Origin of the sequence: Comamonas antarctica, from assembly GCF_013363755.1 — a bacterium.
GTDB lineage: Bacteria > Pseudomonadota > Gammaproteobacteria > Burkholderiales > Burkholderiaceae_C > Comamonas > Comamonas antarctica.
On record NZ_CP054840.1, the window covers coordinates 3,102,543 to 3,124,894 of the forward strand.

25 protein-coding genes are annotated in these 22,352 nt (G+C 67.0%); 9 read left to right on the forward strand and 16 right to left on the reverse strand.

Features of this window, described 5'->3' with window-relative positions; all coding sequences use genetic code 11:
- Window positions 1–17 precede the first annotated feature (17 nt).
- Window positions 18–1,814: a phospholipase D family protein gene (locus HUK68_RS14355; protein ID WP_175504787.1), complete on the forward strand. Its 1,797-nt coding sequence runs from the start codon at window positions 18–20 to the stop codon at window positions 1,812–1,814.
- Between the two features lie 18 nt (window positions 1,815–1,832).
- Here the strand turns inward: HUK68_RS14355 and HUK68_RS14360 are convergent, their stop codons facing one another.
- Window positions 1,833–2,798 (reverse strand): tRNA dihydrouridine synthase, encoded by a 966-nt coding sequence (locus tag HUK68_RS14360; RefSeq protein ID WP_175504788.1) that lies wholly within the window; start codon window positions 2,796–2,798, stop codon window positions 1,833–1,835.
- Between the two features lie 159 nt (window positions 2,799–2,957).
- On the opposite strand from HUK68_RS14360, the gene HUK68_RS14365 reads away from it, so the two are divergent.
- The gene (locus HUK68_RS14365; protein WP_175504789.1) at window positions 2,958–3,458 is read left to right on the forward strand and encodes a hypothetical protein; all 501 of its coding nucleotides are present in this window, start codon (window positions 2,958–2,960) and stop codon (window positions 3,456–3,458) included.
- 247 nt (window positions 3,459–3,705) lie between these two features.
- Here the strand turns inward: HUK68_RS14365 and HUK68_RS14370 are convergent, their stop codons facing one another.
- The 7 genes from HUK68_RS14370 to HUK68_RS14400 all read right to left on the reverse strand — a co-directional run bounded on the left by HUK68_RS14370 (window position 3,706) and on the right by HUK68_RS14400 (window position 10,970).
- A complete protein-coding gene (locus tag HUK68_RS14370) occupies window positions 3,706–4,896 on the reverse strand; it encodes a methyltransferase (protein WP_175504790.1) in 1,191 nt (396 codons plus the stop codon).
- A gap of 8 nt (window positions 4,897–4,904) precedes the next feature.
- Window positions 4,905–5,426, reverse strand: coding sequence for a GNAT family N-acetyltransferase (locus HUK68_RS14375; RefSeq protein WP_175505853.1), 522 nt, complete (start codon window positions 5,424–5,426; stop codon window positions 4,905–4,907).
- A gap of 259 nt (window positions 5,427–5,685) precedes the next feature.
- Window positions 5,686–7,125 carry a coniferyl aldehyde dehydrogenase gene (locus HUK68_RS14380; protein WP_175504791.1) on the reverse strand — a complete coding sequence of 480 codons (1,440 nt, stop codon included), beginning with the start codon at window positions 7,123–7,125 and terminating at the stop codon, window positions 5,686–5,688.
- A 59-nt stretch (window positions 7,126–7,184) separates the two neighbouring features.
- The gene (locus tag HUK68_RS14385; protein WP_434082440.1) at window positions 7,185–7,520 is read right to left on the reverse strand and encodes a hypothetical protein; all 336 of its coding nucleotides are present in this window, start codon (window positions 7,518–7,520) and stop codon (window positions 7,185–7,187) included.
- A 43-nt stretch (window positions 7,521–7,563) separates the two neighbouring features.
- Window positions 7,564–10,170 carry an ATP-dependent chaperone ClpB gene (clpB, locus tag HUK68_RS14390; protein ID WP_175504793.1) on the reverse strand — a complete coding sequence of 869 codons (2,607 nt, stop codon included), beginning with the start codon at window positions 10,168–10,170 and terminating at the stop codon, window positions 7,564–7,566.
- A gap of 102 nt (window positions 10,171–10,272) precedes the next feature.
- Window positions 10,273–10,743: a molybdenum cofactor biosynthesis protein MoaE gene (locus HUK68_RS14395; protein ID WP_434082441.1), complete on the reverse strand. Its 471-nt coding sequence runs from the start codon at window positions 10,741–10,743 to the stop codon at window positions 10,273–10,275.
- Window positions 10,740–10,970, reverse strand: a complete 231-nt coding sequence (locus HUK68_RS14400; RefSeq protein WP_175504794.1) for a hypothetical protein — start codon at window positions 10,968–10,970, stop codon at window positions 10,740–10,742. The genes HUK68_RS14395 and HUK68_RS14400 overlap by 4 nt, the downstream gene beginning before the upstream one ends.
- 69 nt (window positions 10,971–11,039) lie before the next feature.
- On the opposite strand from HUK68_RS14400, the gene HUK68_RS14405 reads away from it, so the two are divergent.
- Window positions 11,040–11,294 carry a hypothetical protein gene (locus tag HUK68_RS14405; protein WP_175504795.1) on the forward strand — a complete coding sequence of 85 codons (255 nt, stop codon included), beginning with the start codon at window positions 11,040–11,042 and terminating at the stop codon, window positions 11,292–11,294.
- Window positions 11,295–11,298: 4 nt separating this feature from the next.
- Window positions 11,299–11,634, forward strand: a complete 336-nt coding sequence (locus HUK68_RS14410; protein WP_175504796.1) for a hypothetical protein — start codon at window positions 11,299–11,301, stop codon at window positions 11,632–11,634.
- Between the two features lie 15 nt (window positions 11,635–11,649).
- On the opposite strand, the gene HUK68_RS14415 is transcribed toward HUK68_RS14410, so the two are convergent.
- The 7 genes from HUK68_RS14415 to HUK68_RS14445 are packed head-to-tail and all read right to left on the reverse strand — an operon-like array spanning window position 11,650 to window position 18,080.
- Window positions 11,650–11,964 carry a recombinase family protein gene (locus HUK68_RS14415; protein ID WP_175504797.1) on the reverse strand — a complete coding sequence of 105 codons (315 nt, stop codon included), beginning with the start codon at window positions 11,962–11,964 and terminating at the stop codon, window positions 11,650–11,652.
- A 2-nt stretch (window positions 11,965–11,966) separates the two neighbouring features.
- Window positions 11,967–12,230 (reverse strand): molybdopterin converting factor subunit 1, encoded by a 264-nt coding sequence (gene moaD, locus HUK68_RS14420; protein WP_175504798.1) that lies wholly within the window; start codon window positions 12,228–12,230, stop codon window positions 11,967–11,969.
- Window positions 12,227–13,447 carry a molybdopterin molybdotransferase MoeA gene (locus tag HUK68_RS14425; RefSeq protein ID WP_175504799.1) on the reverse strand — a complete coding sequence of 407 codons (1,221 nt, stop codon included), beginning with the start codon at window positions 13,445–13,447 and terminating at the stop codon, window positions 12,227–12,229. The genes moaD and HUK68_RS14425 overlap by 4 nt, the downstream gene beginning before the upstream one ends.
- 8 nt (window positions 13,448–13,455) lie before the next feature.
- Window positions 13,456–13,995: a molybdopterin-guanine dinucleotide biosynthesis protein B gene (mobB, locus tag HUK68_RS14430; RefSeq protein WP_175504800.1), complete on the reverse strand. Its 540-nt coding sequence runs from the start codon at window positions 13,993–13,995 to the stop codon at window positions 13,456–13,458.
- 25 nt (window positions 13,996–14,020) lie between these two features.
- Window positions 14,021–15,451 (reverse strand): threonine synthase, encoded by a 1,431-nt coding sequence (thrC, locus tag HUK68_RS14435; protein ID WP_175504801.1) that lies wholly within the window; start codon window positions 15,449–15,451, stop codon window positions 14,021–14,023.
- Between the two features lie 9 nt (window positions 15,452–15,460).
- Window positions 15,461–16,795, reverse strand: coding sequence for a homoserine dehydrogenase (locus tag HUK68_RS14440; protein WP_175504802.1), 1,335 nt, complete (start codon window positions 16,793–16,795; stop codon window positions 15,461–15,463).
- A gap of 55 nt (window positions 16,796–16,850) precedes the next feature.
- Window positions 16,851–18,080: a pyridoxal phosphate-dependent aminotransferase gene (locus tag HUK68_RS14445; protein WP_175504803.1), complete on the reverse strand. Its 1,230-nt coding sequence runs from the start codon at window positions 18,078–18,080 to the stop codon at window positions 16,851–16,853.
- A 163-nt stretch (window positions 18,081–18,243) separates the two neighbouring features.
- Here HUK68_RS14445 and HUK68_RS14450 point away from each other — a divergent pair, with 163 nt between their 5' ends.
- From HUK68_RS14450 to HUK68_RS14465, 4 genes are all read left to right on the forward strand, one after another.
- Window positions 18,244–18,612 carry an Mth938-like domain-containing protein gene (locus tag HUK68_RS14450; protein ID WP_175504804.1) on the forward strand — a complete coding sequence of 123 codons (369 nt, stop codon included), beginning with the start codon at window positions 18,244–18,246 and terminating at the stop codon, window positions 18,610–18,612.
- Between the two features lie 128 nt (window positions 18,613–18,740).
- On the forward strand, window positions 18,741–19,229 hold the full coding sequence (locus tag HUK68_RS14455) for a peroxiredoxin (RefSeq protein ID WP_175504805.1): 489 nt from the start codon (window positions 18,741–18,743) through the stop codon (window positions 19,227–19,229).
- A 166-nt stretch (window positions 19,230–19,395) separates the two neighbouring features.
- Window positions 19,396–21,225 carry a PhoH family protein gene (locus tag HUK68_RS14460; RefSeq protein ID WP_175504806.1) on the forward strand — a complete coding sequence of 610 codons (1,830 nt, stop codon included), beginning with the start codon at window positions 19,396–19,398 and terminating at the stop codon, window positions 21,223–21,225.
- Window positions 21,226–21,228: 3 nt separating this feature from the next.
- Window positions 21,229–21,636, forward strand: a complete 408-nt coding sequence (locus HUK68_RS14465; RefSeq protein ID WP_175504807.1) for a hypothetical protein — start codon at window positions 21,229–21,231, stop codon at window positions 21,634–21,636.
- Window positions 21,637–21,834: 198 nt separating this feature from the next.
- Here HUK68_RS14465 and HUK68_RS14470 read toward each other — a convergent pair whose 3' ends face one another.
- A complete protein-coding gene (locus HUK68_RS14470; protein WP_175504808.1) occupies window positions 21,835–22,050 on the reverse strand; it encodes an alpha/beta hydrolase in 216 nt (71 codons plus the stop codon).
- Between HUK68_RS14470 and HUK68_RS14475 the strand changes: the two genes are divergently transcribed.
- On the forward strand, window positions 22,049–22,297 hold the full coding sequence (locus tag HUK68_RS14475) for a hypothetical protein (protein ID WP_175504809.1): 249 nt from the start codon (window positions 22,049–22,051) through the stop codon (window positions 22,295–22,297). The two genes, HUK68_RS14470 and HUK68_RS14475, sit on opposite strands and share 2 nt — an antisense overlap.
- Window positions 22,298–22,352: the final 55 nt, after the last annotated feature.

Below are 22,352 nucleotides of genomic sequence, written 5' to 3' on the forward strand. Positions count from 1 at the left end.
TCTGCGGCCTTACACATATGCCTGCTGCCCACATAGACCAGTTGGCCTCCTTTTCTCGCGCCCGCAAGCTGGGCTGGCGCAGCGCCCTTTGCACCGTGTTGCTGACCGTGGGCCTGAGCGCCTGCGGCAGCCTGCCCCAGGATGTGGTGCGTCCCGTCTCGCATGCCCTGGAGCAGCCCGCGCAGACGGCGCTGGGCCAATGGGTCAGCGACCGGCGCGCGGCCGACAAGGCATCGCCCGCGTCGGCCTTCCTGCTGCTGTCGGGAGCACCCGCGGCCTATGGCGGGCGGCTCGCGCTGATCGAGGCCGCGCAAAAGACGCTGGACCTGCAGTACTACGCCATCCATGCCGATGTCAGCTCCGGGCGCCTGCTGCGTGAACTGGTCGCAGCGGCGCAGCGCGGCGTGCGCGTGCGCATCCTGCTGGACGACTTCCACAGCGTCGGCACCAATGCCCAGGTGCTGCGCCTGGCCTATGTTCCCAACATCGAGATGCGGCTGTTCAATCCGCTGGTCGGGCCGCGCAACTCCACCGCAGGGCGGATATTCAGCACCCTCACCGACTTCCACCGCGCCCAGCAGCGCATGCACAACAAGCTGTTCCTGGCCGACAACGCCATCGGCATCGCGGGCGGGCGCAACCTGGGCGATGCCTATTTCGACCAGGATGAAAGCGGCAACTTCGTCGACCTCGACGTGATGGCCGCGGGCCCGATCGTCAAGGACCTGTCGCGCAGCTTCGACAGCTATTGGAACAACCAGCGCGCCTATCCCGTGCAGTCGCTGGTCAGCCGCGAGGCCCTGGAGCGCATGGAAAGCGCCGAGCAGGCGCGTGCGCGCAAGGAGGGCACGCAGGCGCTGGAAACGCCGGCGCCCAAGGCGGACGAAGCGGCCGCCGAGAAGTCCCATACCATCTGGGACCAGACCGCCATGGACCTCGACGCGGCGTCCTGGATCTGGGCGCGCGCCGTCGTGCTGGCCGATGAGCCGACCAAGATCGCGCTGGAAGGAGAAGGTCCGACGCCGGCTTCGGGTGGGAGCGCCCTGGGCGAGGCAGCGGCAGCGATGCCCGAGGACGGCACGCGCGCGGCCCCGCTGGCGACGCCGCCCGGCCTGCGCCCGGGCACGGCCACCATGCCGGTGCGCCAGGGCGCGGGCCTGGCGCCCGCCGAACTCCAGGCCGACACCGTGGTCGATGGGTTGCTGACGCTGATGGGCCGCGCGCAGCGCGACCTGCTGGTGGTCTCGCCCTACTTCGTGCCCGGCGACGACATGAAGCAGGCGTTTGCCGAGGCCACGCGGCGCGGCGTGCGCGTGCGCGTGCTGACCAATTCACTGGCCTCGAACGACGCTCCCGTGGCCCATGCCGGCTATGCGCGCCACCGCAAGGAACTGCTGGCCATGGGCGTGCAGCTCTATGAAATGCGCAGCGAAGGCGCGGGGCTGCGCGACAGCCTGTCGTCGGGCAGCGGAGCGGGCGCATCGCGCGCCATGCTGCACTCCAAGGTCGTGGTCATCGACGGCAGCCTGGTCGCGGTCGGCTCGATGAACCTCGACATGCGTTCGCAACTGCAGAACACCGAGATCGCGCTGCTGATCGCCAGCCAGCCGCTGGGACGCGTCGCCACGGAAAACATCGAAGCCGGCCTGACCGAGAGCGCCTGGAAGGTGGAACTGGAGGACAACAAGCAGCTGATCTGGCGCGCGCCGCAGGGCAGCGGCCTGCAGGACCAGCACACCGAGCCCGACGCCAGCCTGCCGCTGCGCCTCCTGCTCAAGCTGCTCGGTCCCCTGGCTCCGGACCATCTGCTCTGACGCGGGCGGACGGGTGGCCTATCCCCAGCGATGGGGCAGATTCTCGACCCATTGCGTGATCTCGCGCTGGTCGGTCTGCACGCGCACTTCCTGGAAGGCGGTCTCCGCCTCGGGATAGCGCCGGCGCAGCAGATTGAGCCACTGCTTGAGGCGGCCCGCGCGCTGGCGCGGTTCGAGGTCTTCGCAGACCATTTCCCAGAACCGCGCGATCTGCGGCAGCAGGTCCGGCCAGCGCACTTCAAGCGGCGTTGCCGCGCCGCCGTCAACGGCTGCCCGGATCGCCAGCGCCAGGCCCGGATCGGCGACGATGCCGCGGCCCAGCATCAGGTCGCCGCATCCCGACTGCGCGCGGCAGCGCAGCGCATCGTCCACGCTCCAGATCTCGCCGTTGGCAATGACCGGCACGGCGACCGCCGCGCGGATCGCCGGGATCAGCTCCCAGTAGGCCGGCGGCCGGTAGCCATCGAGCTTGGTGCGCGCATGCACGACGATCTCGCAGGCCCCGCCCTGCGCCATGGCCTGCGCGCATTCGCGCATCAGGCCGGTGTCGTTGAAACCCAGGCGCATCTTGGCCGACACCGGCAAATGCGCCGGCACCGCGCGGCGCACTGCCTCGACCACGCGGGCAATGTGCTCCGGGTCCTGCAGCAGCGCCGCGCCGCCGCCATGGCGGTTGACGACCTTGGCCGGGCAACCGAAATTGAGATCGATGCCTTCGGGTCCGAGCCGCGCGAGGTTGGCCGCATTCACCGCCAGGCTTTCCGGGTCCGAACCGAGCAACTGCGCACGCACCGGCACCCCGGCCAGCGTGCGGCTGCCATTGCGCAGCTCGGGCATGGTGCGCAGGAACACCTTGTCGGGCAACACCGTGCCGGTGATGCGAATGAACTCGCTGACGCAGCGGTCGGCCCCGCCCACGCGCGTCAATACATCGCGCAGCACGAAATCCAGCAGCCCTTCCATGGGCGCAAGCAACAGCTTCATTGGCCCACCCTGCCCACCCGATTTTTCATAGAACTCCCTGCATTCCCATTGATTCGACCCGCATTGTCGGGCCAGCGACCATGTCCCGGTGCCAGGCGCGTCACAACCCCGTCATTTGCATGGGGTGCAATCGGCGTTTCTTGCATCGATGGTCTGCCCATGCTGCTGTACAAGACGCCCAAAGCCCATCAGGAACTGGCCCCCGGATCGCGCAGCCTGAACCTGCGCGAACGCTCGCTGCTGCTGCTGGCCGAAGGCACGCCCTATGCGCAGCTCGCGCAGATGTACCACGGCCAGGGTGAAGCGCTGGTCGCGCAGCTGCTTCAAGCCGGCTATCTCGCGGCACGCCACGCCGAGATGGCGCCCGCCAGTCTCGCCCCCGCGCCCGTCCCGGCACCGCCCGCTCCGGCAATGACGCTGGCGGGCACGCGCATGTACCTGTTCGACATGGTCGAGCGCCTGTTTGCGAATCGCCAGCAGGCCATGGCCAGCCAGCTGCGCCAGGCGCTGCGCGAAGCACGCGATGTGCAGGCGCTGCGCAGCGTCTGCGACACGCTGCTGCAGGCGGTGGCCGAGCATGCGGGCGCCGAGCGCGCCACGCAATTGAGCCAGCAACTGATACACCTGGTGCCCGACTGGAGCCTCGAGCCCCATGAATGAAATGCTGCCCCACGCTGGCTCGCTGCGCGTAGCTGCGCTGCCCCCCATGGGGGCTGTTTTGCCTTGGGGCGGCCCGGCGGCAAAACGCTGCCCCCACGCTGGCTCGCTGCGCGTAGCTGCGCTGCCCCCCCATGGGGGCTGTTTTGCCTTGGGGCGGCCCGGCGGCAAAACAACTACCCCCTGCCCATGAAAAAAGCCGGCGCCCCATGCGGAGCGCCGGCTTGTTCAATCAATGAACGCCTGCAGTTCAGCGCAGCGCCAGCCGCCACAGCGAGGTGACCTCGGCGGCGCGCGCGGCATGCAGCGCGTCGGTGGCGTCAGCCACCTTGCCATGGCTGGCCTTGGTATCGAGGCGGCCGACGACCTTGAGGCCGGCGGCATCGATCCAGCCGAGCAGCTCCTCGCGGCTGCGCAACTTCAAATGCTCGGCCAGGTCCGACAGGATCAGCCAGGCTTCGCCATCGGGCGTCAGGTGTTCGGCGACACCGCCGAGGAACCCGCGCAGCATGCGGCTGTCCTGGTCGTAGATCGCATGCTCGAGGGCCGAGCTGGGCTTGGCCGGCACCCAGGGAGGATTGCAGACCACCAGCGGCGCGCGGCCCTCTGGAAACAGATCGGTCTGCAGCAATTCGACCTTGTTCAGGCAGCCCAGGCGCTCGAGGTTGTCGCGCGCGCAGTCGATGGCGCGCGGCGACATGTCGGTGGCCACGATGCGCTTGACACCGCGGCGCGACAGCACCGCCGTGAGCACGCCCGTGCCGACACCGATGTCATACGCCAGCGCCTGCGCGCCCGGCGGCAGCGGCGCCTCGGCCACCAGCGCCACATACTCGGCGCGCACCGGCGAGAACACCGCATAGTGCGGATGGATGCGGTTGTTGGGCGCAATGCCCAGCGCCTCGACCTCGACACCCTTCTTTCGCCACTCGTGCGCGCCCACCAGCCCCAGCAACTCACGCAGCGGCGTGACGATGGTCTGGTCGAGCTTCTCGGGCCGGCCCCAGCCTTCGGTGATCGGCAGACGCAAGTCAGGCGCGCGCCGCAGGCTGATCACATAGTCGGGCTGCAGCTCGATCAGGATGCTCGACAGCACGCGTGCGCGCTGCGCCTGTGCCTGGCGGTGCAGGTGGAAGGCGTGCGGGAAGCTTTCCTCGGGCAGCAATTCCTGCTTTTGCGCCGCCTGGCGCTTCTGGTGCCGGGCCTTGGCCGAGGACTTGCGCGGATCGCGCTCCTGGCGGCGCATCAGCGCCTGCAGCAGCAGGCGCGCGTTCTGGAAGTCGCCGCGCCACAGCAGCGAAGTTCCCTCGCAGGCCAGACGATGGGCTGCATCGGCAGACAGGGTGTCGTCGGCAATGACCACCTTGCGGGGTGCCGCGAGACCGCTTTCCGAGCGCCAGACCGCGCTGTGCTCTTTGTTTTTTTCTTGCCAATGCAGCATCGGGGCTTTCAGTTCAGAGGGCGCTTGAGGCGCACTTCTTCGATCTTGATGCCGCCAATGACGTTGGTCTTGGCGGTCGACATTTCGCGCTTGAAGCCGGCCATCTCATGGAAGCGCAGCGCACGTTCGTTGCGCAGCGGCACCCAGGCGGTGACATTGGTGCAGCCTTCTTCGGCAAGGCCGTCGCGGGCCGCGTCCCAGAGGGTCACGCCCACGCCCTGGCCCCAGTGCGAGGGAGCGGCGTAGATGGCCCAGATCTCACCGGTGGTGGGACGGGACTTTTCATCGCGCGAGCGATCGAAGCCGACGAAACCCACGATCTTGTCGCCATCGATGGCCACCTGGACCTGCGGTTCGCAGTATTCAATGGCTTCGCGCCAGTACGCCTGGCGCTTTTCAACCGACGACATGGATTTCAATTGATCGTCGGGAACCAAGCCTCGGTAGGCCTCGGTGGCGGACGCGGTATGGATCTGTGCAATGGCCTTCGCATCGCGAAGGGTGGCGGGACGAACCTGGAAACTGGACATGGAAATACCGAAACGAAAACAGGTGAAAATGGGAAAAGCGGCAATTGTCACCGCAAACGTTTTTTTGCCTAGGGGCAAGAAGGTGTAGCCATGCACGCGAGTACGGCTGTCCTGCTTGCCTTGCCCTGCCAAAGCCGATGTGATAACGCCGGAAAAGGCGGACATCGGCGTGGGCGGGGCCAAGCCATGCAACGTTGGATGGGTGGTGACAAAAAAATGCTTGCGGCCTGTGCTGCAGGCGATGCAGGCCGGACCCGCGCTATGACCAGCGCCGGAGCAGCCCCATCAACCGGTCAAGCCGAGGCCCGTAGGGAGGATAGAACAACGCCCCCAGGGACCAGCGCGACTGCAGCAACACCGACTTCTGGTGGCTGAACCGCAGAAAGCCCTGCTCTCCGTGGTACGCCCCCCAGCCGCTGTCGCCAACCCCGCCAAACGGCAGGTTGTCGTGCGCTATATGCATCAGGGTGTCGTTGACCGTCACCCCGCCGCTGACAGTTCGCCGCAGTATACCGTCGCGCACATTTTCGTCGCTGCCAAACCAGTACAAGGCCAGGGGCCGCGGGCCGGCATTGAGCGCCGCAACCACGTCGTCCAGGCGCTCATAGGTGATCACCGGCAGGATGGGGCCGAAGATCTCCTCCTGCATCAGCTGCATCTCGGATGTCGCGCCGAACACCAGCGCCGGGGGCATCTGGCGCTCGGCGGCATCGCTCCAGAAGCTGGCCGCGGCCTCGCCGGGCTGGGCCTGCGCCGGCCCCATGACGTCGATGCGCGCGCCCAGCGACTGTGCCTGGCGCAGCATCTGGCGCAGCCGCGCGAGATGGCGCTTGGTCAGGATGGAGGCGTAATCGGGGTTGCCGACGATCGTCGGGTAAAGCCGGGCCACGGCATTGCGGTAGGCCTGGGCAAACGCCTGTTCGCGTCCGCGCGGCAGCAGCAGGTAGTCGGGCGCAACGCAGGTCTGGCCCGCGTTGAGCAGCTTGCCATGCGCGATCTTCAGCGCCGCGTCGTCCAGGTCGCAGTTCTCGTCGATGAGGCAGGGCGACTTGCCGCCCAGCTCCAGCGTGGTGGGCGTCAGATGCACGGCCGCGGCCTGGGCCACGCGCCGGCCCACGGCCGTCGAGCCGGTGAACACCAGATGGTCGAATGGCAGGCCCGAGAACTGGGTGGCCACGCTGGCATCGCCCTGCACCACGCAGAACTCGTCAGGGGAGAAGAACTGCTCGACCAGGGCCGCGAGCTGCGCCGAGGTGTGCGGCGTGAGCTCGCTGGGCTTGAGCATGACGCGGTTGCCCGCGGCCAGCGCCGTGATGGCCGGCGCCAGCGCCAGCTGCACCGGATAGTTCCAGGGAGAGATCACGCCCACCACACCCAGCGGCTGGCGCTCGATGCGCGCGCGCGCCGGCAGCAGGTACAGCGGCGTGCGCACGCGCTGCGGCCGCATCCAGCGCGCCAGCTTGCGCAGGCATTGGTTGAGCAGGTTGCGCAGCACGAGGAAATCGGCCACTTCGGTCAGCCGCGGCGAACGCATGCCGAAATCGGCCTGCACCGCGGCCGCCAGCACGGCGCCATGTTCATCGAGCATCTTGCGGATGCGCAGCAGGCGCTCGCGCCGCACCAGCAGCGGCACCTCGACCTGGAAACGGCTGGCGTAGTGCTGGGCCTCGAACAGGCGATGCAGATCAGGTGGATTCATTCAAGCTTACTGAAACGGTAACAAGGACATCATCGCCGCAGCCCGGCACCGGCGGTAAATCAATGTTCGCGTATTTCCCTGGGCTGAACGTCCACGATCTCCTGGTTGCCGCGCAGGATTCCGCCGCGATGGCGCGGGGCCTCCTCGCTGGATTCGGCAGCCGCGCCCTGGCCGGGCCAGGAGGCGGTGCGTGCGCGGTAGACCGAACTCCAGGCGGCGCCCGGGTTCACGCCCATGACCCAGGGCGTGACCGGACGGCCGGTCAGCTTGGCCCAGAGCGCGCGTGCACCCCAGACCAGTGCCAGCAGGCTGGCGGCAGCAAGCAGGCTCAGGAAGAACACGGTCGCGGCGGCAAGCAGGAAAATGCGCACCGTCCAGCGGACCAGCAAAGTCACAAAATCATTCAAAGTTCTGTCCTTTCTTGCTGCCCCGGAGCTTTCACTCCTGGCCAGCCAGTTTGAATTGGAACACGCCCGGCTCCAGCACCGGATCGACCGTGACCGCAATCACGCTCTTGGGCGGGAAGCGCCCTTCGAGCAGCAAGCGCGACAGCGGGTTCTCGATGCGCTGCTGGATCGCGCGCTTGAGCGGCCGCGCGCCAAACACCGGATCGAAGCCGACCTTGGCCAGTTCGTCCACGGCCTGGGCCGACACATCGAGCGTGAGGTCCATTTTCGCCAGCCGCTGCTCGAGCAGGCGCAGCTGGATGCGCGCGATCGAGGCGATATTGCCGGCATCAAGCGCATGGAACACCACGGTTTCATCGATGCGGTTGAGGAATTCGGGTCGGAAATGGTTTTTAAGTTCCCCCCACACCGCATCCTTGATGTCGCTGCTGTCTTCGCCGACCATGGCCTGGATCAGCGTCGAGCCGATATTGCTGGTCATGACGATCACCGTGTTCTTGAAATCCACGGTGCGGCCCTGGCCGTCCGTGAGACGGCCGTCGTCCAGCACCTGGAGCAAGACGTTGAACACGTCGGGGTGGGCCTTTTCCACCTCGTCGAGCAGCAGCACGCTGTAGGGCTTGCGGCGCACGGCCTCCGTCAGGTAGCCGCCTTCCTCGTAGCCGACATAGCCCGGCGGCGCGCCGATCAGCCGCGCCACCGAGTGCTTCTCCATGAACTCGCTCATGTCGACACGCACCAGATGGTCCTCGCTGTCGAACAGGAAGCCTGCCAGCGCCTTGCACAGCTCGGTCTTGCCCACGCCCGTGGGGCCGAGGAACAGGAAGGAGCCGGTCGGGCGGTTTGGATCGGACAGGCCCGAGCGCGAGCGCCGGATGGCATTGGCCACCGCCGAAATCGCCTCGTCCTGGCCCACCACGCGCTCGTGCAGCTTGGTTTCCATGTGCAGCAGCTTGTCCTTTTCGCCCTGCATCATCTTGGCCACGGGAATGCCCGTGGCGCGGCTCACGACCTCGGCGATCTCCTCGGCGCCGACCTGCGTGCGCAGCAGCCGGTGCGCGGGCGCATCGCTGCCCGCGCCGGCTTCGTTGTCCTGCACCTCGCGCAACTGCTTTTCAAGCGCCGGCAGCTTGCCGTACTGCAGCTCGGCGACCTTGTTGAAATCGCCCTTGCGCTTGAATTCCTCGATCTGGATATTGATCTGGTCGATATCCTTGCGGATCTGCTCCGAACCGAGCGCGCTGGCCTTCTCGCTCTTCCAGACCTCCTCGAGGTCGGCATACTCGCGCTCGAGCTTTTCGAGGTCTTCTTCGATCAGCGCCAGGCGCTTTTGCGAGGCTTCGTCCTTTTCCTTCTTGACCGCCTCGCGCTCGATCTTCAGCTGGATCATGCGCCGGTCCAGCCGGTCCAGCACCTCGGGCTTGGAGTCGATCTCGATCTTGATCTTGGCCGCGGCCTCGTCGATCAGGTCGATGGCCTTGTCGGGCAGGAAACGGTCGGTGATGTAGCGGTGGCTCAGCTCGGCCGCGGCCACGATGGCCGGGTCGGTGATGTCGACGCCGTGGTGGGCTTCGTACTTGACCTGCAGCCCGCGCAGGATGGCAATCGTGTCCTCGACGCTGGGCTCGTCGACCATGACCTTCTGGAAGCGCCGCTCGAGCGCAGCGTCCTTCTCGATGTACTTGCGGTATTCATCGAGCGTGGTCGCGCCAATGCAATGCAGCTCGCCGCGCGCCAGCGCCGGCTTGAGCATGTTGCCCGCGTCCATGGCGCCATCGGCCTTGCCGGCGCCGACCATGGTGTGGATCTCGTCGATGAACAGGATGATGCGGCCTTCCTCCTGCCCGACCTCCTTGAGCACGGCCTTGAGCCGCTCCTCGAAGTCGCCGCGGTACTTGGCGCCCGCGAGCAGCCCCGCCATGTCGAGCGACAGCACGCGCTTGTTCTTCAGGCTCTCGGGCACCTCGCCGGCCAGGATGCGCTGGGCCAGGCCCTCGACGATGGCGGTCTTGCCCACGCCGGGCTCGCCGATCAGCACCGGGTTGTTCTTGCTGCGGCGTTGCAGCACCTGGATGGCGCGGCGGATCTCGTCGTCGCGGCCGATGACCGGGTCGAGCTTGCCGCTGCGCGCGCGCTCGGTCAGATCCAGCGTGTATTTCTTGAGCGCTTCGCGCTGGCCCTCGGCCTCGGCGTTGTCCACGCCCTGGCCGCCGCGCACGACTTCGATCGCCGCTTCGAGGCTCTTGCGCGTCACGCCGTTTTCCTTGAGCAGCTGGCCCGCGCGGGTGCTGCTGTCGGTGAGCGCGAGCAGGAACAGCTCGCTGGCAATGAACTGGTCGCCGCGCTTGATGGCTTCCTTCTCGGTGGCCTGCAGCAGCCGGCCGAGGTCGGAGCCGACCTGCACCTGGTCTTGCACCTGCACCTTGGGCAGGTCATGCACGGCCTTTTGCACTGCGGCCTGCAGCGCGCCGACATTGGCGCCGGCGCGCTGCAGCAGCGAGCGCGGGCCGTCGTCCTGCTGGAGCAGCGCCTGCAGCAGGTGCAGCGGCTCGATGTTGGAGTTGTCGTTGCCCAGCGCAAGGGTCTGGGCTTCGGACAGGGCTTCCTGGAACTTTGTCGTCAGTTTGTCGATACGCATGGGTGAAATCCTCCGAATTGCTCTTCAAGTGGGGCGGACTGCCCCCTATTTCAAGCGGATCCAGCGCATCGTACTGGCGTGGAAAGGCGCAAGCAATTTCCCTTAGGGCCCATCCTGCCAGCGCGCCAGCGCCGCATCATCGGAGACGCGCGCGTCGACCCAGCGTGCGCCCTGGGGGGTCTGCTCCTTCTTCCAGAACGGTGCCTGGGTCTTGAGATAGTCCATGATGAACTCGCAGGCCTCGAACGAGGCGCCGCGGTGGGCCGCGCTCACGGCCACCAGCACGATCTGGTCGAGCGGCTGCAGCAGCCCCACGCGGTGGATCACGCGCGCGCCGTAGATGCCGAAGCGCGCGATGGCCTGGTCGACGATAGCCGAGATCGAGGCTTCGGTCATGCCAGGATAGTGCTCGAGTTCCAGCGATGCCACGCTGTCGCCGTCATTGCGGTCGCGCACGCAGCCGACGAAGCAGCAGACCGCGCCCACGCGCGCATCGGCGGCGCGCAGCGCCGCCAGTTCGGCGCTGGCATCGAAGTCTGCGGCCTGCACCGCGACATACTGCATGCCCTTCATGGCGCACGGTGCAGCCGCGGGGCCGACAATAGCGCCAGTTCCTCCTCGACCACGGTGGCGAGCTGGCGGTTTTGCTTGCTGTCCGGCAGTCCCTTGACCAGGACCTGCAGGCGCTGCAGGTCGCCGACCGTGGGCGCCACCTTGATCTGGGCGGTTGCCGCGCCGGCATTGCCGGCGCGGATCAGGCCGAACACCTTGTTGGCCCATTCGTTCTTGTTTTGCGCCATTGCGCCCTCTCATAGTCAAAACGCCAAAACGTTTTTCGTTAGCATTGGCGCGTACTGTACCCCCCTGCCATGGCCACTCTTGCAATCACCACCAGCCACTACAAGCTTTTCCCGTCGCCGCGCAACCAGCATCGCGTGGTGTTCGAGTACGAAGTCTTCGTGCCCTACCCCTACGCGCTGATCGACCTGCCGAGCTTCGACCTGAAGGGCAAGCACGCGCTGTTTGCCGCCTGCCGGCTCAAGGACATGAAGATGGGCCAGCTCGTGACTTTCGAACTGGTCGATGACGCCATCCACTTCGAGAAAAACTTCACGCCCGATTGAGCCCATGTCCGAAGGCAACCAACTGACCGTGGCGCCGAGCTTTGCGGCGCTCCACGCCGACCGCAGCGGACGCCTGCGCACGCCCGCGGCCGAAGTGCTGGCGCGCTATGAACTCTGCGAGGACCTGGCCAGCCACCTGGTGGAACAGGCGCAGATCCTCTATCACCGCGAAGCCCCGTCCGAAGCCGGCGTGCTGCTGGGCATGCATGCGGCGCTGCGCGACGGCGGCGTGCTCAGCGCGCCCGAAGCCGGCTGGGTGGTGCAACGCCTGGCCGAACTGCTCGAATGGAAATGTCCGGCGCTGCCCGGCCCCGAAGACGGCGAGCCGGCGCAGGAATAGAAAACCCAACCCGGCTCAGGGCGTGCCAAGCCTGTTCAACATGCGCTGCACCTGCCCATGCGTCCATTCCCCGCCGCGCGCCGCGGCAATCCCGCGGCGGTTGAGCTCGGCGGCGATCGCGCGGTGCGTCAGGCCCTGGGCCTGAAATTCGGCAAACAGCGGCTGCATTTCGCGTGCGAACGCATCGGCCGTGGCGGTGCGTTTTTCCAGCGTCGCCTGCAGGTTGCGCGCGCCCGCGCTGCCCAGCACCACGCCGCGCGCCTTGGCTTCGGCCAAAGCGGCGCGCGTGCGTTCGCTGACGCTGGGCGTGGCAGAAGTGTCCTTGGCCATGCTCAACCTCCGGTCACGGGCGGAAAGAACGCGACTTCATCGCCTTCGGCCAGCGCCGCCGACTCGTCGCTGAGGATCTGGTTGTGCGCCATGCGCACCGCCTTGCCGCGCGCCAGCGCCTGGGCGCACGGGCCGCCGCGCGCGATCAATTCGTCGCGCAAGGCGCCCAGCGTGGCGGCGGTGGTGGCGCAGCGCTCGCTGCCCGTGCCAAGCGCCTCGCGGATCGAGGCGAAATAGCGGATGGTGACGGTGATGGGCTTGCTCATGCCAGCAGCTCCGCAAAGGACAGGAAACGCACCGTGTCGCCGCGCGCAATCGCGTTGCCGGGCGCGTTGTCGACCACGCCGTCGCCCCAGGCCGCGGACGTCAGCAGGTTCGAGGTCTGGTTGCGGAACAACTCCAGGCCGCCGCTGTCGTTGTAGCGCACGCGCAGGAACTCGCGCCGGCGGTCGCCGCGCGGCCAGTCGAAGTCGGCGCGCGCCGCGATGCCGCGCGGCGCGACATCGGCCACGCCCTGCAGGCGCAGCACGAACGGCCGCACCAGCAGCACGAAGGTCACGAAGCTCGACACCGGGTTGCCCGGCAGGCCCATGAAATGGGTCTCGCCCAGCCGGCCATAGGCAAACGGCTTGCCGGGCTTGATTGCTATCTTCCACAGATCGAGCTGGCCCAGCTGCTCGACCGCGGGCTTGATATGGTCTTCCTCGCCCACCGACACGCCGCCGCTGGTGAGGATCAGGTCATGCGCGCCGGCCGCGTCGCGCAGCGCCGCGACCGTGGCCTCGCGCTGGTCGGGCACGATGCCCAGGTCGGTGACCTCGCAGCCCAGGCGCTGCAGCATCGCGCGCAGGAAGAAGCGGTTGCTGTTGTAGATCGCGCCCGGCGGCATTTCCTCGGGGCGCACGCTGCCCGGCATGACCAGCTCGTCGCCGGTGGAAAACAGCGCCACGCGCGGGCGGCGCGCGACCTCGAGCTGCGCCAGGCCGATGCTGGCCGCCAGGCCCAGCTCGGCCGGCGTGAGGCGCGTGCCGGCTTCGAGCACCACGGCGCCGCGCACGATGTCGTCACCCGCGCGCCGCACCCATTGGCCGGCCTTGGGAACCGCGTTCACGCGCACGCTGCCATCGGCGAGCAGCTCGCAGTCCTCCTGCATCACCACCGCGTCGGCGCCCGCGGGCAGCGGCGCACCGGTGAAGATGCGCGCCGCCGTGCCCGGCACGAGCGGCTCGCCCATCTGGCCCGCAGCGATGCGCTGGGACACCGGCAGCAGCGTGCCCGCGGCATGCACATCGCCGCTGCGCACGGCATAGCCGTCCATGGCGCTGTTGTCGTGCGGCGGCACCTGCAGCGGCGACACCGCCTGCGCCAGCAGCACGCGGCCGTCGGCGTCGAAGGTGCTGACCTGCTCGCTGCCTGCCGGCAGGCGCGCCTGGGCCAGCAGGCTGGCCAGCGCGGAATCAAGGGAAGTCAGGGAGTCGCGCATATCAGCTTTCATTCAGGGGACCGGTATTCGAAACGGGCGCCTTGCCCGATCAACCAGTCGGTCACGGCGCGGGGCTGGTTCAGGTCCAGCAGCGGCACCGGCACGGCCGCCGGCAAGCGGCCAGGTTCATCGGTGGCCAGCGCCAGCACGCCAGCGTCCTCGGTGCAGCGCAGCGGCCGCTCGGCCTCGCCCGCCGCGGGAGCGCGCCAGACCTCGATCTTCGGCAGGTCCCCGTGCTTGAAGCCTTCGACCAGCACCCAGTCGACGCCGGCATCGAGTTCGGCCAGCATCGCATGGATGTCGGGCGCGCCCGGGCGCTCGAACTCGCGCATCAGCGCCAGCCGCTGGTCCGACACCACGAGCACCTCGAACGCGCCCGCCTGCCGGTGGCGCCAGCTGTCCTTGCCCGGCTGGTCGATGTCGAAGCGGTGGTGCGCATGCTTGACCACCGACACGCGCAGGCCGCGCGCGCGCAGCTCGGCAATGACCGCCTCGACCAGCGTGGTCTTGCCCGCGCCCGAATAACCGGCAAAGCCGGCCACTTTCATGGCTGGCTCCGATCGCGCGTGGGCATCAGGCGGCGTCGCAGTGCCGGGCGATATAGGCCTTGACCTGCTCGACGTCGGCGGGCATGCGCTGCACGCGCTTGGGCAGGTCTTCGATGCCGATGAACTTCGCCGGACGCTCGGGCAGGCGGCCCAGCGCTTCCTGGATGGTCTCGGCAAACTTGATCGGCAGCGCGGTCTCGAGCACGATCATCGGCTCGGCGCCCATGTATTCGCGCGCCACCTTGACGCCATCGGCGGTATGGGTGTCGATCACCATGCCGAAGCGCTCGGCGACATCGCGGATCGTCGCCAGGCGGTCGGCATGCGTGCTCTTGCCGCTGACGAAGCCATAGCGCGAAGCGGCCTGCGCGAACAGCGGATCGGCGCTCAGGTCGAAGAAACCGTCGCGCGCCACGCCTTCGGCAAACAGCTGGCGCGTGCGCTCGGCGTCGCGGCCCAGCAGGTCGAACACGAAGCGCTCGAAATTGCTGGCCTTGCTGATGTCCATCGACGGGCTCGAGGTCTCATAGGTGTTGGCGCTGCCGCGCACGCGGTAGATGCCGGTGCGGAAGAACTCGTCGAGCACGTCGTTCTCGTTGGTCGCGACCACCAGCTTGGCGATCGGCAGCCCCATCTGGCGCGCCACGTGGCCCGCGCAGACGTTGCCGAAGTTGCCGCTGGGCACGCTGAAGCTGACCTTCTGGTCGTTGCTCTGCGTGGCCTGCAGGTAACCGGCGAAGTAGTAGACCACCTGGGCCAGCAGGCGCGCCCAGTTGATCGAATTCACGGTGCCGATCTTGTAGCGCGCCTTGAACGCATGGTCGCCCGAGACCGCCTTGACGATGTCCTGGCAGTCGTCGAACACGCCGTCGATGGCGATGTTGTGGATGTTCTCGTCCTGCAGGCTGAACATCTGCGCCTGCTGGAAGGCGCTCATGCGGCCATGCGGGCTGGTCATGAACACGCGCACGCCCTGCTTGCCGCGCATCGCGTACTCGGCCGCGCTGCCGGTGTCGCCGCTGGTCGCGCCCAGGATGTTGAGCGTTTCGCCGCGGCGGCCCAGTTCGTACTCGAACAGGTTGCCCAGCAGCTGCATGGCCATGTCCTTGAAGGCCAGCGTCGGGCCGTTGGACAGGGCTTCGAGCCACAGGCCGTCTTCGACATGGCGCAGCGGCACGATCTCGCCCGTGCCGAAGACCTCGGCCGTATAGGTCTTGGCGCACAGCGCGCGCAGGTCGTCGGCCGGAATGTCGTCGATGTACAGCGAGAGGATGCGGAACGCGAGCTCGGCATAGCCCTGCTCGTGGTACACGCGGCGCAGTTCGCCCAGTTGCGCACTGTCGATCTGCGGGTAGCGCTCGGGCAGGTACAGGCCGCCATCGGGCGCCAGGCCTTCGAGCAGGATGTCGCAAAAACGCTTGCGCTCGGGATAGCCGCGGGTGGAAAGGTACAGCATGGCGGGCCTTTAGTTCAGCTCTTCCTTGCGGATGCGGTTGATGGGAGCCAGCACGGTGGGCAGCGCCTGGATCTGGGCCAGGGCTTCATCCATGTTGCCTTCGCGCGTCTCGTGCGTGAGGATGATCAGGTCGGTCTGCGTCGAGCCTTCGCCGCCGACTTCATCGGCTTCGCGCTGCAGCACGGCGTCGATGCTGATGCCCGCGCCGGCCAGGATGCCCGTGACCTTGGCCAGCACGCCGGCCTCGTCGGCCACGCGCAGGCGCAGGTAGTAGCTGGTCACGACCTCGCTCATCGGCAGCACCGGCAGGCTGCTCATCGCGCCTTCGAGCGTATGCGACTGGAAGGCCAGCGGCGGCACGCGGTGCGCGGCGTCGGCATCGGCCAGGCGCGCGATGTCCACCAGATCGGCGACCACGGCGCTGGCCGTGGGCTCGGAGCCCGCGCCCTTGCCGTAGTACAGCGTCGTGCCCACGGCATCGCCATGCACGACCACGGCGTTCATCGCGCCTTCGACATTGGCGATCAGGCGCTTGGCCGGCACCAGCGAGGGGTGCACGCGCAGCTCCACGCCCTTGTCGGTGCGCTTGGTGATGCCCAGCAGCTTGATGCGGTAGCCCAACTGCTCGGCGTAGCGGATGTCAGCCGCGGCCAGGCCGGTGATGCCTTCGACATAGGCCTTGTCGAACTGCACCGGGATGCCGAACGCGATCGCGCTCATCAGCGTGACCTTGTGCGCCGCGTCCACGCCTTCGATGTCGAAGGTAGGGTCGGCTTCGGCGTAACCCAGGCGCTGGGCCTCCTTAAGCACGACGTCGAAGTCCAGGCCCTTGTCGCGCATCTCGGACAGGATGAAGTTGGTCGTGCCGTTGATGATGCCGGCCAGCCACTGGATGGAGTTGGCCGTCAGGCCTTCGCGCAGCGCCTTGATGATGGGAATGCCGCCGGCCACTGCGGCTTCATAGGCCACCATCACGCCCTTGTCGGCCGCGGCCTGGAAGATTTCCGTGCCGTGCACGGCCAGCAGCGCCTTGTTGGCGGTGACCACATGCTTGCCCGCGGCAATCGCTTCGAGCACCAGCGACTTGGCGATGCCATAGCCGCCGATCAGCTCGACCACGACGTCGATGTCCGGGTTGGCAATGACTTCGCGCGCATCGCCGACCACGCGCACGGCGTCGCCGACCACGCTCTTCGCCCGCTCGGTGTCCAAGTCGGCAACCATGGTAATTTCAATCCCGCGGCCTGCGCGGCGGCGAATCTCGCCCTGATTGCGCTGCAGCACGTTGAAGGTGCCGCTGCCCACGGTGCCAATGCCCAGAAGGCCTACTTGGATCGGTTTCATATGCAAATTGCCAGTCAAAAAACGCTGCGCTGTGCAGCAAGGGGAAAGCAGTGAATCAGTTCGTGCCGAAGCGCACGCGCGCCTTTTCGAGGAACACGGCCACGCGGCGGATGGCTTCGCGCAGGTCGGCCTCGTGCGGCAGGAAGACAATGCGGAAATGGTCGGGTTGGGGCCAGTTGAAGCCCGTGCCCTGCACCAGCATGACCTTGGTCTCCTGCAGCATCTCGAGGAAGAACTGCTGGTCGTCCTTGATCGGATAGACCGCGGGATCGAGGCGGGGGAACATGTACAGCGCGGCCTGCGGCTTGACGCAGCTCACGCCCGGGATCGCCGTGATCAGCTCGTGCGCCAGGTCGCGCTGGACGCGCAGCCGCCCGCCTTCGCGCACCAGGTCGTCGATGCTCTGGTGGCCGCCCAGCGCGGTCTGCACCGCCCACTGGCCGGGCACGTTGGCGCACAGGCGCATGTTCGAGAGCATGTTCAGGCCCTCGATATAGTCGCGTGCGGGCTTCTTGTCGCCCGACACCACCAGCCAGCCCGCGCGGTAGCCGCAGGAGCGGTAGGCCTTGGACAGCGAATTGAAGGTCAGCGTCAGCACATCGGTCGACAGGCTGGCCAGCGGCACATGCTGGGCGTCGTCGTAGAGCACCTTGTCATAGACCTCGTCGGCGAAGATCACCAGGCCGTGCTCGCGGGCGATGGCCACGATGCCCAGCAGCAGTTCCTTCGAATACAGCGCGCCCGTGGGGTTGTTCGGGTTGATGACCACGATGCCCTTGGTGCGCGGCGTGACCTTGGCGCGGATGTCGTCGAGGTCGGGCATCCAGCCGTCGGACTCGTCGCAGATGTAGTGCACCGGCGTGCCGCCCGAGAGGCTGGCCGCGGCCGTCCACAGCGGATAATCGGGCGCAGGCAGCAGCAGTTCGTCGCCGTTGTCGAGCAGCGCGTTGGTGGCCATGACGATCAGCTCGGAAGCGCCATTGCCCAGGTAGATGTCATCGAGCGTCACGCCCTGGATGCCCTGGTGCTGGGTCTCGTGCATGACCGCCTTGCGCGCCGCGAAGATGCCCTTGCTGTCCGAGTAGCCGGCCGAATTCGGCAGGTTGCGGATCATGTCCTGCTGGATTTCCTCGGGCGCATCGAAGCCGAACACCGCCAGATTGCCGATATTGAGCTTGATGATCTTGTGCCCGTCTTCCTCCATCTGCTTCGCCGCGTCCATGATGGGCCCGCGGATGTCGTAGCAGACGTTGGCAAGTTTGGCGGATTTTTGGACGGTCTTCATGCGGCTGTGAGTGGTTACTGCAGAACACGCCAAAGGGCATCGACCCCTTGGTGAAACCTATAATTTGACCACAGTTCCGCGCTGCACCACCGCGCCCATGGGCATGGCCGCAGTTCCATTTTTTCCTCAGGCGGCCGATGCGGCCGCCGCAACCGAGCGCAGCATGAAATTCCAACCCGACCGCTCCGAGGCCCAGACCATCCGCGGCTATGGCCCCGGCTGGATCGCCATCGAACAGGAAAAGTACACCCACAGCCTGATCATCAGTTCCCAGGGCCTGCTGCAGGACTGGAACTGCCAGCGTTTCGAGGACCTCACACCCGCGCATTTCGCGGCGCTGGCCGAAATCCCCGCGGAGCTGGTGCTGTTCGGCAGCGGCGCGCGCAACCGCTTCGTCTCGCCCGCCTGGCTGAGGCCTTTGATGGAAAAGGGGATTGGCCTCGAGACCATGGACACGCAGGCCGCGTGCCGCACCTACAACATCCTCGCGGGCGAAGGCCGCAACGTGGTCGCGGCCTTGCTGCTGGAGTAATCCAGCCAAAACAAGTGCGAGAAATCAATTCAGGGTAAAATACACGGCTGCGGTTGGGGGTTGCACCAAAGCAATAACAGACCTTTGCCCTCAACTATTCAACGACTACACCCGAGAGATAGAAGCGCATGGCGATCGTTGTCAACAAACCACTCCCTGAATTCGAAGCCAATGCAACCGGCGGGATCAAGGTGTCGAACACCTCCCACAACGGCCAGATTGTGATTCTCTACTTCTATCCTAAAGACAATACGCCCGGTTGTACCACCGAAGCGATGCAGTTTCGGGATAAATACAAGGATTTTGTGAAAGCCGGCGCCGCGGTCTTTGGCGTGTCGCGCGACAACATGAAATCCCACGACGACTTCAAGGAAAAGCTCGAGCTGCCCTTCGAACTGATCGCCGACACCGAAGAGAAGATGTGCCACATGTTCGGCGTGGTCAAGAACAAGATCATGTACGGCAAGAAGGTCAAGGGCATCGAGCGCAGCACCTTCCTGATCGACGCCGACGGCGTGCTGCACCAGGAATGGCGCGGCCTCAAGGTGCCGGGCCATGTCGAGGAAGTGCTCAAGGCCGTCAAGTCGCTCAAGGCGCTGAAGAAGGAAGCCGCCTGATTGCCCGCCTTCGGCCCCGAATGCCTCTGTTCGCCATGGAGGTATGCATAATGGAACGATGCTCCTGAGCTTCGCTTCACGCTGTATCTCCAATCCCAAGCCGCCCCGGTCTCCGTGGCGGCTTTGTGCTTTTTGTTCCGCTGTTTTTTGATTGGGTCTGCCGAATATGCCACTGCCTCCCGCTCCCAGCCGCCGTGCGGCCAGTCTCCCTGCTGAAGCCTTCAGCGTGGTCGCACAGCGCAAGAATACCCAGACAGCCGTTGCCGACGACGACTTCGATGTAGCGCAAGCCGCGCCCTCCCCCGCCGTCTCCGCAACCGCCCCCACCCCGGCCCCCGCGCCGCGCCGCCGCCGCGCCCCTGCGGTGGCCGCCACCGCCGAAAGCCAGCCGGCACCAGCCCCCAAGGCCAAGCCGGCAGCACAGCCCAAGCCACGCCGCGCCGCCGCCACGCCGGCACCTGCCATCGAAGCGGCCGCCAAGCCGGTCGCCGCCACTGCGGCCGCGCCGGTTTCCGCCAAGGGCAACGGCAGCGTGGCGCCAGCCGCGCCCGCAGCCGCCACGCCGGCGGCACGCCCCGCGAGCAAGCGCAAGTCGCGCAGCGGCGCCACGACGCTGTTCGTGCTCGACACCAACGTGCTGCTGCACGATCCGACCAGCCTGTTCCGTTTCGAGGAGCACGACATCTTCCTGCCGATGGTGGTGCTGGAAGAGCTCGATGCGCACAAGAAGGGCATGACCGAAGTCGCGCGCAACGGCCGCCAGGTCAGCCGCAGCCTCGATGCACTGGTTGCCGCCCAGGGCGAAGCCGGCCTGGACAAGGGCCTGCGCCTTGCCGCCTCGGGCCACCGCAGCGCCACCGGCCAACTGTTCTTCCAGACCGAGACGCTGGACTTCACGCTGCCCACCAGCCTGCCCCAGGGCAAGGCCGACAACCAGATCCTGGGCGTGGTCGAAGCGCTGCGCCAGCAGCGCCAGGGCCGCGACGTGGTGCTGGTGTCCAAGGACATCAACATGCGCGTCAAAGCGCGCGCGCTGGGCCTGGCCGCCGAGGACTACCAGAACGACAAGGTGCTCGAAGACGGCGACCTGCTGTATTCGGGCCTGATGGCGCTGCCCCAGGACTTCTGGGCCAAGGCCGGCAAGGGCATGGAAAGCTGGAACGAAGGCCCCTACACCTGCTACCGGGTCACGGGCGCGATCGTGAGCCAGTTCATGATCAACCAGTTCGTCTACTACGAAGCACCGGGCGAACCCAGCGTGTTCCTGCGCGTGGCCGAGATCCGCGACCGCACCGCAGTGCTCAAGACGCTGCGCGACTACGGCCACGCGAAGAACGCGATCTGGGGCGTGACCACACGCAACCGCGAGCAGAACTTTGCCATGAACCTGCTGATGGACCCGGAGATCGACCTCGTGACGCTGACCGGCACGGCCGGCACCGGCAAGACGCTGATGGCGCTGGCTGCGGGCCTGACCCAGGTGCTGGACGAGCGCCGCTATACCGAGATCATCATGACCCGCGCCACGGTGAGCGTGGGCGAGGACATCGGCTTCCTGCCCGGCACCGAGGAGGAAAAGATGGGCCCATGGATGGGTGCGCTCGACGACAACCTCGAGTTCCTCGCCAAGGGCGACGGCGGCAATGCCGGCGAGTGGGGCCGCGCCGCGACCAATGAGCTGATCCGCAGCCGCATCAAGATCAAGAGCATGAACTTCATGCGCGGCCGCACCTTCCTCAACAAGTACCTGATCCTGGACGAGGCGCAGAACCTCACGCCCAAGCAGATGAAGACGCTGATCACGCGCGCGGGCCCGGGCACGAAGATCGTCTGCATGGGCAACCTGGCGCAGATCGATACGCCCTACCTCACCGAAGGCTCGTCGGGGCTGACCTATGCGGTCGACCGCTTCAAGGGCTGGCCGCACAGCGGCCACATCACGCTGGCCCGCGGCGAACGCTCGCGCCTGGCCGACTTTGCCAGCGAGGTGCTGTAAGCGATGGCCATCAGCTGGATCACCGCATTGAAGCTCGTGCCCTGGGGCGACGTGATCGAGGCCACGCCCCAGGTGGTCAAGGCCGCCAAGGGCCTGCTGCGCAAGAGGGAAGGCGCCGCAGCGCAGGAAACCGCAGCCCCGGCTGCGGCCGACGACGCGCGGCTGTACGCTCCGCACAATGCCGGCGAGCAGGCCCTGCAGCTGATCCAGACGCTGGAAGGCCGCATCCGCCAGCTCGAACAGGGCCAGCAGCAGTCGGCCGAACTGATCCAGCAGCTGGCCGAGCAGAACGCCCAGGTGGTGCGCACCGTCGATCTGCTGCGCACCGGCGCCCAGCGCCTGGCCTGGGCCTGCGGCGTGCTGGGAGTGGCAGTGGTCGGCCTGGTGATTGCGCTGCTGCGCATGCACTGACGCGCGCCATCTTCGATGGAAAACGGCCCTCGGGCCGTTTTTTTTCGCTCCGTTCATGTACAGACGGCCAAACCGTTGGTGGTGAGCCCGGCTGCGCGGCCCGGTCTAGGCGACCCCGCCTGCGCGGCCCGGTCGAAGCACGAACGGCCTGCGCCCATGAGACGCCAATCTCGCGCCAGGCGCACTGCCCGCTAGCTATTACTGCTGACGGGCCGCGCAGCTGCCCAGGCGATGCGGCAGCGTGCCCTGCAGGAAATAGTCAGCCACCTGGTTGTCGACACAGTCCGTGCCATAGGGAAACAGCGCATGCCGGTACTCATCCTCGACCACGATCATGCGCGCCTGCGACAGCGCCAGCCAGGATTGCATCGCGCCCACGACCGGCGTCTGTCCGTCGTAGCGGCTTTGCAGCATGAGCAAAGGCGCGCCCTCGCCCGCGGGTGCTGCCAGGGTTGAACACGATCGCACCCAGGCGCCGCCGCGGATGCCGCGCCTCCACGCGCATCAACTCGATCTGCAGTTCGCCGTCGGCGGCATGGTCGTGATCCTGGAGCACGCGCAGAAGCGCACATTGTGCGCCGGCAAGCATCTCGCGGGTGCGCAGGCGCGATTTTCAACGCCTCGGGATCACAGGACTGCCATTGCAGCGTCTGCTGCGTGAACGCTGCCAATCGATCATTGGACGGCGGTTGCGGCGCATCGCCCCCGCCGCATGC